The 11,065-nt window shown below is 63.5% G+C and carries 11 protein-coding genes; 10 read left to right on the top strand and 1 reads right to left on the bottom strand.

What is annotated here, in order from left to right:
• Nucleotides 1-21 precede the first annotated feature (21 nt).
• Nucleotides 22-783 carry an integrase domain-containing protein gene (locus G7A98_RS16220; RefSeq protein ID WP_163650721.1) on the bottom strand — a complete coding sequence of 254 codons (762 nt, stop codon included), beginning with the start codon at nt 781-783 and terminating at the stop codon, nt 22-24.
• A gap of 875 nt (nt 784-1,658) precedes the next feature.
• Between G7A98_RS16220 and G7A98_RS16215 the strand changes: the two genes are divergently transcribed.
• The 10 genes from G7A98_RS16215 to G7A98_RS16170 all read left to right on the top strand — a co-directional run bounded on the left by G7A98_RS16215 (nt 1,659) and on the right by G7A98_RS16170 (nt 10,986).
• Nucleotides 1,659-2,105: a helix-turn-helix domain-containing protein gene (locus tag G7A98_RS16215; RefSeq protein ID WP_163650720.1), complete on the top strand. Its 447-nt coding sequence runs from the start codon at nt 1,659-1,661 to the stop codon at nt 2,103-2,105.
• A gap of 226 nt (nt 2,106-2,331) precedes the next feature.
• Entirely contained in the window at nt 2,332-2,898 is a 567-nt protein-coding gene (locus tag G7A98_RS16210; protein ID WP_163650719.1) for a hypothetical protein, read from the top strand.
• Nucleotides 2,899-3,054: 156 nt separating this feature from the next.
• Entirely contained in the window at nt 3,055-3,339 is a 285-nt protein-coding gene (locus G7A98_RS16205; RefSeq protein ID WP_163650718.1) for a hypothetical protein, read from the top strand.
• Between the two features lie 171 nt (nt 3,340-3,510).
• Nucleotides 3,511-4,131, top strand: a complete 621-nt coding sequence (locus G7A98_RS16200; protein ID WP_163650717.1) for a recombinase family protein — start codon at nt 3,511-3,513, stop codon at nt 4,129-4,131.
• A 969-nt stretch (nt 4,132-5,100) separates the two neighbouring features.
• Nucleotides 5,101-5,451: a hypothetical protein gene (locus G7A98_RS16195; protein ID WP_163650716.1), complete on the top strand. Its 351-nt coding sequence runs from the start codon at nt 5,101-5,103 to the stop codon at nt 5,449-5,451.
• Nucleotides 5,441-5,902, top strand: coding sequence for a hypothetical protein (locus G7A98_RS16190; protein ID WP_163650715.1), 462 nt, complete (start codon nt 5,441-5,443; stop codon nt 5,900-5,902). Before G7A98_RS16195 ends, G7A98_RS16190 begins: the two co-directional genes overlap by 11 nt.
• Before the next feature lie 17 nt (nt 5,903-5,919).
• Entirely contained in the window at nt 5,920-6,381 is a 462-nt protein-coding gene (locus G7A98_RS16185) for a hypothetical protein (protein ID WP_163650714.1), read from the top strand.
• 90 nt (nt 6,382-6,471) lie between these two features.
• Nucleotides 6,472-7,452 (top strand): replication initiation protein, encoded by a 981-nt coding sequence (locus G7A98_RS16180; RefSeq protein WP_163650713.1) that lies wholly within the window; start codon nt 6,472-6,474, stop codon nt 7,450-7,452.
• 383 nt (nt 7,453-7,835) lie between these two features.
• Nucleotides 7,836-9,230 carry a MobV family relaxase gene (gene mobV, locus G7A98_RS16175; protein ID WP_163650712.1) on the top strand — a complete coding sequence of 465 codons (1,395 nt, stop codon included), beginning with the start codon at nt 7,836-7,838 and terminating at the stop codon, nt 9,228-9,230.
• A gap of 367 nt (nt 9,231-9,597) precedes the next feature.
• Nucleotides 9,598-10,986: a helix-turn-helix domain-containing protein gene (locus G7A98_RS16170; RefSeq protein ID WP_163650711.1), complete on the top strand. Its 1,389-nt coding sequence runs from the start codon at nt 9,598-9,600 to the stop codon at nt 10,984-10,986.
• The last annotated feature ends 79 nt before the right edge of the window (nt 10,987-11,065 follow it).

The following is an 11,065-nucleotide window of genomic DNA, read 5'->3' as shown; positions in this document are numbered from 1 at the left end:
AGAGGTGGCGATAGCAGTGAGTCATAGCAACACCGTACCTGATGGGTCACGTGTTGCACTTGGAACTTGAGACCGCCCACCCTCTCGCCACTCCTGCCAACTCAGTTCCGGTGGGACAAGGCTCCGGGCGCCGGCCTGAGCGTCGACGGCTCTGGACAGCACTTCGACCTGGCGTTTCGACGTGATGGGGACTGTGCGCGCTCTGCCACCTTTGGTGCCGCTGGTGATCGATACCTTGCTGTCCCGCTGCGCCTGCCTCAGCGCAATCCTGGCGTCGATCAGCGAGGCCTCTTTGCTGCGCAGACCCAACTCCCGGGCCAGCTCTACCACCGCGGCACCGCGCGGCTGCCCGCGTCTGCACAGACCGTCGGTGACGGTGGAAACAGCATCCCGCTCGATGCCCTGGGGCGCTCCCTGTCGCACGTTCGAACGCTGCTCGATGCCGCAATCCTTCGTCGGGCTGACGCTCTGCCACTGCCCCTGGCTGGCCAGTCGCATGATGGTGTTCACCGCCGACACCAGATTCTGCCCGTAGCTGGCCGACAGCTCGCCGGCCGCGACCCGGGCTGCGATGTCTTGGCCATACGCGGCCAGCAGCAGTGCGGTGACATGCTCCATGCGCCGGACACCTTCGCTCTTGGCGTAGGCGGCGAAGGGCTGCCATCGATTGCCCAGCGCTGCCGCTGTCTCGTAGGAGGCGTCTCCCTCCCTGGCGGCCCGGTTAGCTGCGAAGCCCCCCGCCTTGGCAAGATCCCGCGTCTGCAGACCGAAGTTGTTGGCCATGCTCTTCTCCTGTCCCTAGTGTTTCTGGTTGACCCCATTCCCCCGCTGGTAGCGGTCAGTGATTCGCTGCGTTGAGGCACGCGCAAGCCGTGGGGTGGCCGCTAGTTTCATGCCGGCGGCCAGTCGGCGGTTTGATATTGCGTGGAAGCAACGAGACCCCCATCGGGTGCTATGGCGCGGGGTGCGCGCGCCGGCAGCGCCAAGGCTGCGGGCTCCGGCATAGGGCAATGCCCCGGCCCTTGCGAGGGGCCGCCCGGGATCGTCGTTCCGTTCGTCGTCCTGGTCGGACAGGCGACGAGTTTTGGCGGGTCGTCGGTTTTCGTCCGACGAGTTTCTGGCTGGAGGCCCCATAACCAGCGGGCTACGAGGGTTTATTACCCAAGCGTCTCTGTGCTGCTGGAAAGAGACGATCAGGGCACGGCGGGGTCGCTGCTGGTTTCTATGCGGTGGCGTCGCTCGCCCGGGTGACGGCGATGATGGGCCTGCGAACAGTCCCGGGCAGTCGCGACGTGCGCATTTCCGGCAGACGGGCCGTATCAGATGAGTGGTGGTTAGATTGAGCGCGGGAGAACCGCGGTTCAGGTCGTTGTGCCGGCAGGCAGTCAGGGGGGGAGCCCGAAAGGGGCGATCGAGGAGACGCGAACGTCATGGGTAGTTGCTGTTTTTTAGCGGGGCCAGCTACCTCGGTCGCGCATTGCGACGTTGCGGGATCAGCCTACCACCGCCTCGCCTCTCGCGGAAGCGCGTTCAGTGGTATCGCCGGGCGGGGTGCTCCATCCCATCTTGGGGTGACTCCCCCCAAAATGGAGTAGGTCACCCCATCTTGGAGATGGCGACCCCAAAATGGAGTGACAGGCCGAAACCAGGAGACCGTGATGGCGATCGTCCAGCATGAACGGCTACTGCCGCTGCCGGAGCTCGAAAACAAGGTCGGATTCAAGCGATCGAAGCTCTACAGCCTTATCGGGACGGGAGCGTTCCCGCCGGGGAAAATGATCCAGGGAAAGCGCCTATGGCGTGAGAGCGAAATTGACGCCTGGATTGAGCAGCAGTGGACCCAGGCCGAAAGCCCGGATCCAGAGCCGTCACCGGACCCGCCGGCCCAGCCGGAGCCAACACCACCCCCACCCCTTCCTCCTGAGCCTTCGGAAGACCAGGCCCTGACCACGCGTCAGGTATGCCAGCGATACGGCATCAGCAGGCGCACGCTGTGGCGATGGTTGCGGCAGGGAAAACTCCCGGCGGCGCTGCATATGGGCGGCGAGGGATGGCCGCGCTGGATGCTCTCGGACCTGCTCGACTGGGAGCGGCGGAAGAAGTGACCGGGCCAGGCGCCTGCCCGCGCCTCCCCTCCTGTCTCGGGTTTAGAGACATCTCGGCTGTCTTTGGCCTAGAGACAGTGTCTCTAAACCGGTGATGCTCTTTCGGCACGAGAGGATATGGTCTGCCGAGGCTCTCGGCGGACTTAAATACGCGCGTAATTTACCGTTGACCCGCCGTAAATTTATAGTAATCTACTCCCATGTTACATAAACATGAGGGTAGGTTATGAGCCATGAGGTAGTTTTGACCTTTACGGGTCAGGGTGTGGAAAGGATGGCTATGTACGGCGGTTCGGGGCACTGGACGGCAGCTCCCTACAGCCTGAACAAGGCTTCCTATCTCATTTGCGTGCGGAATCGGCGTCGGGACTATGAGGATTGGGCAGAAAAGGATTTGCCACATGGCCAGGCCTTCCTGCTCGCCAAGGTCACCGGCGTTTCAAAGTCGCCTCGCCAGAGTTCGACCCAGAAGCAGCGCCACATCGTGAATTTCGAGGAATATACCGAGATCAACGTGCCGGACGCGTGGCGCAAGTGTACGAAGGGCCAGATTTTTCCGGTCGCCTACCGGAGCAGAGAGGCGATAGAGACCGCGCTTGGTATCGACTTTGACGATCCCAGCTTCGTCTGGAAGCGGTTGTCGGACCTGAAGCCCGCCCAGGAAGAAGGTCCTGACGAGGCCGCTGAGGAAGACCTCACTTCCCGCCCTATTACCGTAGAGCAGGCCAAGCAGGAGCTTGCCGCTCATTTCGGCGTCAGCACTGAGCAGATCGAGATCCACGTGAATTTTTGATGATGCGATGGCGTTGTTGCGATAAAGCTGGCCAACTCAGTTGGCTGAGACCTTGAGGCCTGGGCGACCAGATAGCCGCCCGGGCCACGTCGCTGCCCTGGATGGGCTGAGGGAAGGCCTGGCGCTATCTGATCCTGATGACTTGGAAGAAGAGCAATGACCACGACCACGATCCACCACGATCGAGAGCGCTTCATGAGCGCCCTGTCCGGGGCACTGGCTGACCCTGAACACGGCGGCGTTATGGCTGCTGTGGACGTGGTGGCAAGCGATGCCCGTCCCGGCGAATTGATGCTGGTCGCGCAGGATGACGTGACCCGTGACTGGTATTCAGACGGGCGCCGCTATACCCGCTATCGAGACGCCCTCATGGCACTGGGTGAAGCTTTGGACGCTATCAATTCCAACCATGCGCCGCTGACCTGGCATTGGGCCCCCTGAAGTAGCAACCCCCGCACTGTCGGTATCAGCCTGCTGGGTTGGATGTGTAGAAAAGGTATACCCAAAGCGCCACATGCGAGCGTCCCCCATATAGCGTATTGGTATTTCTCAAAATTAACTCAAAACAACACACTATTTACCAGTACACTCAAAACACCACGGGGAGGGGGGATGTTCGTTCGAGCGTATCTGAGGGCCTCTACGCACGATCAGGATGCGTCGCGAGCAAACGACCAGCTGGAGGCGTTTGCCGAAGAGCGAGGACAGGTGATCGCCAGTCGCTACGTCGAGAATGCGAGCGGCGCCACGCCCGATCGGCCGGAACTCCGTCGCCTGCTGAGCGAGGCACGGTCCGGTGACGTGCTGCTGGTCGAATCCATCGATCGCCTGAGCCGGTTGCCGGCCGCCGCCTGGAAGCGGCTGCGTTCCGACATCGAGGGCAAGGGGCTGCGCGTGGTTGCCGTGGACCTGCCTACCAGCCACCAGGCCATGACCGCTTCCAGCAGTGACGAGTTCACCGCGCGGATGCTGGATGCCATCAACTCCATGATGCTGGACATGATGGCCGCGATCGCCCGCAAGGACTACGAACAGCGGCGGGAACGCCAGGCGCAGGGGATCGAGCGGGCCAAGCAGGAGGGCCGTTTCAAAGGGCGCCCGGTGGACGCCGAGAAGCACGCGCGGATCGCCGAGCTGCTCGCCCTGGGCTGTAGTGTGCGAAGAACTGCCGAGCTGGCCGGCGCTTCGACATTCACCGTTCAACGGGTCAAGCGTGAGAAAGCTGACGGCTGAGCTTCATGTTCTTCGCTGCCTTTAACCTGCTCGTTTCGTCTCCCAACTGCGGACCAGGCGGCAGGGCAATGGTGGGATGATTGAACGAAAGCTGCTTAATAGGCGCGTTGGTGTGATGATGGAGGGTTTCCCGTGTTCGTATCGATCCTAGAGAGGTACACGGAATGCCTCAGATTGACCGCCTGTTTCCTCCAGATTCCGAAAGCATTCCTTTCCAATCACGGTGCGTGATACCAAGAAAAGGTGAGCCAGAAAATATAGGCGGACCTTTACATCGTGCGGTGGAAAGCCTTCTACAACGCGGGTTGTAGCGAAAATAAGGATGATTCAGTAGCTTGGGTTCGTGTCCGATGATTAACAAAGATTCTTGCTGGTTGATGAGCGCTGATGTTTTTTAATGATGGTTGCTAAGGCGTTCAGAGTGGCTTAAATTAAAGAGGCCGGAGCGCGCCAAACGCTCCGGCCTCTGATCATCGCAGGATGATCTGCTATCAGCTTGTTACAGCAACCCGGCATGCTCGCCAAAAGCATGTCACTGACAGAGGGAGGAACCCTGGCCAGTGAAGCAGCTGTCGCCGCTCCAGCGAGCAAAGGCTTACACCCCCGCTCGCCTTCAGCATACCGCTGTCCACCTGAATCGCAAAGGTGGATCGGTGATAGAACGTTTTGCCGGCTCCGGGCGCCTCCCCGGGAGTCCTCTGTATGCCGACGACAACCCAGCCTCCCGCATCGCGGGTGAGTTTCGATGATCTCCTGACCGAGCCCCAAGCGGCAGAACTGATCGGTGTGACACGCGGCACGCTGCGCGTATCCCGCACGACCGGCCGCCTGATGGGAACCTCTGCCCCGCCATGGCTGAAAGTCGGCCGCGGAGTGCGCTATAGCCGCGCAACTCTGCAGTCCTGGCTTAACGAGGTGGTGGTAGAGCGCCACGCCCCTGTCGCATCCCACGGTTGAGGAGACATGATCATGTCCAGAGTAGCCGCGCGTGAGCGCCGCGAAAACGATACGTCCGCCCGAATCCCTCTCAAGTTGGAGCTCGCCCTGGAGCTACTGCTCCAGGCCGATGATGCCCAGCGCTACATCACCACGCTGGACGCGCTCCAGGCCTACGGTGATACGTGCTGGCACTCGACGGTAGCCGCCCTGCGGGCCAAGGGCGTCGAGTTCCTCCAGGAGCGCTACCAGCACGCCCACCGTCATGGTGGCCACGCCCGCTTCGAGGCCTATCGCCTCTCCCCCGACAGTCGTGAGCAGGCCGAACAACTCCTGCGTTGGTATCAGGCCCTGCCAGGCCAGGGGGTCAGACATGCCGGATAAACGGTCCAGGGGTGGCGACGCCGCCCCGATCGACCTCGTCACCTTGCAAGTGATCGGTCAGGAGATGCGGGCTGCCGTCAGTCTGCTTCTGCGGCTCACCGACTCGATACGGCCCGGCTCGGCCGGCTCCGAGCGATCGGCCATCGATGCGCTGAACTGTAGCTCGGCGCCGATGCTCAAGCTGGCCCAGACCCTGGAAAAGGGGCGTTGTGCGAGAGACTGGTCGCCGCCATCGAGCGCCCTCCCGGCCTGGCAGTTCATGGTCGAGGAGGCCCGTTCGCTCGCCGAAAGTGCGGAACGGGCGCTGGCCTACGGGCTGACGGAAATGGCGACGCACCTGTTCACCATGTCGGCCTCGATCCTGAGCAGAGTCATGCTCGCCCTGGTGGGGCCGCCGCACTGCCAGGCAGAGGCTTGGCAACAGGTCGAAGCGCCCGGCTCTTACCACTGACTGACGCGGAGGTGAGCATGCTCTCGAATCGCGATCACTGCGCCATTCCCCAGATCGACGAGGTCATCAACGACCTCGACGGCTATGCCGACATGCTGGATAGCGTGCTGAGTGAAGTGCGGCGTCCGATCGGGGGCGTGCCCTACCTGCTGACCTGCCGCCTTCTGCAGAGTTGCGAGATCAGTGTGGCTCGGATGGACGAGGCGCGAGAGGGACTGCTGTCCGCCCGCTCCTTCCTCCGTCCGTTACAGAAAACGGGCAGGCGGTATCGCCCTGTCGATCTGCTGCGCTCAGTGCTGGAAGCGATGGAAGAGACGAGCCGACTGGCGAAGCGTCACCAGCTCGACGAGCGCACGCCGCCGGCGAATCTGGAACGCCTGGCTTTGCTGGCCGACTGCGTGTTTCTCGCTGCGCAGGATCTCCAGTTCTTTCTGGAGCCGACGGTGATGTTGTTGGGGCGGCCTCCGCACACGGAGTGACCCAGAAATGCGAAGCCCCCGGACCTCAATGCTTGTGACGGGGCAGATGAGGTCCGAGGGCCAGAACACGCCGGGAGGCGTGATTACGCGATGTCCAGTATACCCCAGGTGTGCCACGAGCACATCCCGAACGCCGCGCCTATCGACGCCGCGAGCCACTTCGCCGATACGCTGCCGGCGCGCCCCCGGTGCGCGAACGACCCGGCCACGGACAACCGCATCCGGATCAGGAGTCGCGCCCTCGGGTATCGACTGATCGAGCCCAACACTGCCGGCATGGTTCGCTGGTTGATGTTCGATGTCGATCGCCCCGGCGCCGTCCTGGACTGGGAGGATCTCCGCGCGCCGGCGCCGACCCTGACGTGCCAGAACCCTGAGAACGGGCATGCCCACCTGTTGTATGCCCTGGCTGTGCCGGTGGCTCGTACCGACGCGGCGCGACTGGCCCCGTTGCGCTATGCCGAGGCCATCGAGCGCAGTCTGAGGCGCACGCTCATGGCTGACAGGGGATATGCCCGCACCCTGGTCAAGAATCCCCTACATCCGCATTGGCGCGTCTCTCAGTGGGCCGATGCGTACACGCTGGGAGACCTCGCCAGCGAACTGACCCTGACGTCATTCCGGGAGGCGGCCAACGATGATGTGGCCGGCCTGGGCCGCAACTGCGACACCTTTGACCGGCTACGCCAGCATGCCTATCGGGTCGTGCGCGACTTCTGGGGACCGGGCGGCGAGACGCGCTTCAGGGCACACCTGATCGATGTGGCCGGCGATATGCAGAGCGCCTTCATCACCCCACTGCCCCACAAGGAGGTGGAGGCCATCGCGAAGAGTGTCGCCCGCTGGACGTGGAAGCGCTTCACTCCGGAGACATTCCGCGACTTCGTCGCGCGCACTCACACGCCCGAGGCGCAGGCCCGACGGGGGACCAAGAAGGGCAAGGCTCGGCGTGACGAGATGATGCCGCGGGTGCTCGATCTGATCGGCCAGGGCAAGTCACAGCGGGAAGTCGCGAGAGCGCTGGGATTGACCCAGCAGACCGTGGGCAATTGGCTGAAGCGAGCCAGGTAGAGCGGGTTGGCAAAAAGCCTATCTCGGCGTGCGCTGCCTTCCGGCTGCCCGGCCCCAACACAACGCCCATAGTGAGTTACGGGGCTTCAGTCCCGCCTGTTGGCCGCCCATAGGGCGCTTCAGCAAGAGACAGGCAGGCCGTAGTGGCATCGTCACCCCTTCCTGACCTGCCATAGGGTTCTTCACCTCTGAGGCTGACACCCCCTAGCGACTCTCTCCGTCTCTGCTGATCAGCCGTAGGGGCTCGTCGGTGATGGCCCTGCGAGAGCCATGAATTTCATCTGCCATGCCACAGAAAATCTGAGCGGACCCCTTATGTAGAGATGGGGGGTGACGGGCAGGCCGGCCCTCTGGATCTCGATCACGCGACACGGAGGGCCCTCATGGCAGCTCGCACGACCACCACCAACCACAATGCCGTCATTCGTGCGGTGAAGCTCGGCCGTCGCCGGCTGGGGGCGAGTGCCGCCCACACCTGGCGAACCATGCCGGTACCACACGCCGATCAGGAGCGGACGCACCTGAACGAGGACTGGCGGCCGGTATCGAGCCCCGATCAGTTGCGCGCCGCGATCCGTGAACGCCTGGCCCTCGCCGACAACGTGACTGCCGACTCGGTGCTGGTGATCGAGTATGTGGTGTCTGGCCCACACGAGGCGTTCGCCGAGCAGGGTGGCCCCGTGGAGTGGCGCGCCTTCTTTCGCGATGCGCTCGCTTTCCTGGAGGCTCGCCACGGCGCCGACAACGTCGTCGGCGTGAATGTCCAGCTCGATGAGCGCACGCCTCACCTGGTGGTCTATGCCGTACCCCTGGTGAATTACCCGGCGACCACGCGCACGCGCAACGTCATCCAGGGGAAGCGCGGCGGCGAATGGATCCGGGGGCCGAAGAATTTCGATGTGCCGGCTCGCACCGCGCTGAGCGCGACGCACTACATGGGCCGCCGTGATCAGCTGCGCGAGCTCCAGACGACGTTCGCCGAGGAGGTGGCCATCCCTCACGGCCTGCGCCGAGGGCTGCGCCACTCAGCGGCAACCCACGTTACCACCAAGGCGTATCACCAGGCGTTGACCCGTGGTCTGGCCGAAAACCTGAGCCTGTCGCCCGACGACCTGGCCCGCCAGGGGCTGCTGTGGAGCCGGGAAAGCCCCGAGGAGCACGCCGCCCGGGTGAGCGACTTCGTGGTCGAGCACTATGCGCCCACGGTGGCCCGGGCTGCGATGGCAGATGCTGAGCGCCGGCGTGCGAATGAAATGGCGGAGACGGCCCGACGCACGGAGTCCGCCTTGGACGAGGAACGCCAAGCCCATCAGCAAACCCAGAGGCGTCTGAAGCAACTGGTGGGTGGCCTGTCAGCGGAGGAACTTGCTCAGATTGAGCAGTTTGCCTCGCGGTGTCGCCGGCAACGCCGCGAGGCGGAGGAAGCCCGCAAGCGGGAGGCGCAGCGGCGGCGGGAGGACGAGCGCGCGGAACAGCAGCGCTTCGAGGACGAGTGGGCTGCCCGGCTGCGTCGCTTGACCCCGGAGGCTCTGGCCCGGCTGGAGAGCAGCGAGCGCGTGGCGGCCTGGCGTCTGGCTCTGAACCGTGATGATCTGGAAGCCGCCCAGGAACGCTGGGTGGAGAGCGGGTTATTCGAGGTGAATGGCACCCTGACGGCGCAGGGCCGCGCCCAGGTCGAGGGAGCAGCATCCGACGCACCGGCGACCGGTACCGGACATGAATCAGGCAGAGAGCGAATCAGAGCGGGCATGCCATCGCGCTCACCGTTCGAGCGCTGATACTCCGTGTGTTCGAGATCCGATTCCCTCTGGGTGACAAAAAGCCTATATCAGATAAGGCACTCGTAGAGTGGGCTTTGGAAATGGAAGGGGATTGGGACTTTATAGGGTCGAAAGCTCATCGCGCATCGGTCGAAGTAACCGAATCGTGACGTATGAGAGTCGATTGGTCTCACAGCATGGCCTGTTCCAAGCACGGTATCTGTGAATGCTGTAAGCTGGTTAGGCGAAGCGCGCCACACCGCGCGGAGCAGACGGGCCGGATAGGCGGCCTGAAAATAAGACAACCCCCGGAACCTCGTAGCTGTGGCAGGCGGAGGAGGTTACCGGGGGCCAGAGACAAGCGCCTCGGAGGCGCGTTTGCCGTATGGCCAGTATAGCGACAGAAGAAGACGCGCGCATCCTCAAGCCGCGCCAATTGGAGCTGATCACCGAACCATTTGCTTACCACGGCACCGACTGGGGTTTCTTCTCGGTGGTCACCAAGCACCCTGACAAGGGCGCTCGGCAGAGTTCCTACCCGCTTTCCCAGCTACCGGATGTGCTTGGCGTCCTGCCTCGCGACCGCGACACCTACATCAGTCAGGCCGAGTTCAGACGGCCAAACCGCCGTGTGATCAACCTTGCCCGGGTAGGCCTGATGTTCGTGGATATCGATCCCGGGCCGGCTGCTCACCTGGATGGTGACCAGTGGGCAATGCGCTGCCTCATGGCGTGCCGCGATGAAGGTATCCCTGCCCCCAGCCTGATCGTCTACAGTGGCCGCGGTGTTCATCTCAAGTGGCTGCTGGACCGGCCGGTACCGAGAGCCGCCCTGCCCCGCTGGAACCATGCGCAGAAGTGCCTGGTGGGACGCCTGGCGCATATCGGCGCCGATGCCGGCGCCAGGGATGCCTCTCGGGTGTTGCGCCTGACTGGCACGATCAACACCAAGGTCAATCGGGTGTGCCAGATCGTGTGGGAGGACCGCGATCCGCGAGATGGCGAATTGCTGCGTCACAGCTTCGATACGCTCTTCGAGGAGCTGGTGGAAGTCCCGCGCCACGAATACGAGGCTCAGCTCGCTGCAGAACGCCAGGAGCGCGAAGACCGCCGGCGCCGCCGGGCCTCGATGACCCTGATCAAGGGCGGCCGCTACGGATTGCGCTGCCTGGGGGATCGTCAGCTTGCCTGGGACCGACTGGAAGACCTCCGTAAGCTAGCCCAGCTGCGCGCGTCCAGCATCGAGGGCCAGCGGATGCTGTTTCTGCACTGGTCGCTCAACTTCCTGGCCCTGGCCCAGCCCATCAAGGCGAATCACCTTCACTACGAAGCCCGCGTGCTGGCCAAGGAGATCGCGCCGGGATGGAGCTACCAGGAGGCCGAGCTCGGCACTGTGTTCTCGAAGGCCAAGGCCTACGCGGCCGGCGAGCGGATCGAGTTCAATGGCCGGCAGTACCCGCCCCTCTACACGCCCCGCAACGACACGCTGATCCGCGCCTTCGACATCACCGAGGAAGAGCAGCGTCAGCTGAAGACCGTCATCAGCAAGGAAGAGGCACGCCGCCGTGACGCCGAGAGGAAGCGCAAGAGCCGCCTGGCCGCCGGCGCCGTGGAGCGTAGCGCCTACCTCGACACCATGTCGTCCCAGACGGAGCAGCGCCGCGAGACCGCCCTCAAGCTTCGCGCGCAAGGCCTCTCCCAGCGGGCGATCGCCAAGGAGATGGGTATCACCCAGCCGCGTGTGGCCCAGCTACTGAAAGGCCAGAAGAAGTGATAAGCCCGCCTCATTCACGAGGGTGCTGATTGAGCGGTCTGAAGGTACTGACTGGTGGCATCGCTTATCAGGATCGGCT

It is taken from the genome of Modicisalibacter sp. 'Wilcox' (genome assembly GCF_010993675.1).
Taxonomy (GTDB): Bacteria; Pseudomonadota; Gammaproteobacteria; order Pseudomonadales; family Halomonadaceae; genus Modicisalibacter; species Modicisalibacter tunisiensis.
The sequence above is the reverse complement of the archived record's forward strand: the minus strand, read 5'-3'. Positions and strand labels throughout refer to the sequence as shown.

What these genes read in the sequence shown, in the direction of transcription:
- G7A98_RS16220 (WP_163650721.1), bottom strand. Translation starts at nt 783, where the DNA reads ATGGCCAACAACTTCGGTCTGCAGACGCGGGATCTTGCCAAGGCGGGG.
- G7A98_RS16215 (WP_163650720.1), top strand. Translation starts at nt 1,659, where the DNA reads ATGGCGATCGTCCAGCATGAACGGCTACTGCCGCTGCCGGAGCTCGAA.
- G7A98_RS16210 (WP_163650719.1), top strand. Translation starts at nt 2,332, where the DNA reads ATGAGCCATGAGGTAGTTTTGACCTTTACGGGTCAGGGTGTGGAAAGG.
- G7A98_RS16205 (WP_163650718.1), top strand. Translation starts at nt 3,055, where the DNA reads ATGACCACGACCACGATCCACCACGATCGAGAGCGCTTCATGAGCGCC.
- G7A98_RS16200 (WP_163650717.1), top strand. Translation starts at nt 3,511, where the DNA reads ATGTTCGTTCGAGCGTATCTGAGGGCCTCTACGCACGATCAGGATGCG.
- G7A98_RS16195 (WP_163650716.1), top strand. Translation starts at nt 5,101, where the DNA reads ATGTCCAGAGTAGCCGCGCGTGAGCGCCGCGAAAACGATACGTCCGCC.
- G7A98_RS16190 (WP_163650715.1), top strand. Translation starts at nt 5,441, where the DNA reads ATGCCGGATAAACGGTCCAGGGGTGGCGACGCCGCCCCGATCGACCTC.
- G7A98_RS16185 (WP_163650714.1), top strand. Translation starts at nt 5,920, where the DNA reads ATGCTCTCGAATCGCGATCACTGCGCCATTCCCCAGATCGACGAGGTC.
- G7A98_RS16180 (WP_163650713.1), top strand. Translation starts at nt 6,472, where the DNA reads ATGTCCAGTATACCCCAGGTGTGCCACGAGCACATCCCGAACGCCGCG.
- mobV (WP_163650712.1), top strand. Translation starts at nt 7,836, where the DNA reads ATGGCAGCTCGCACGACCACCACCAACCACAATGCCGTCATTCGTGCG.
- G7A98_RS16170 (WP_163650711.1), top strand. Translation starts at nt 9,598, where the DNA reads ATGGCCAGTATAGCGACAGAAGAAGACGCGCGCATCCTCAAGCCGCGC.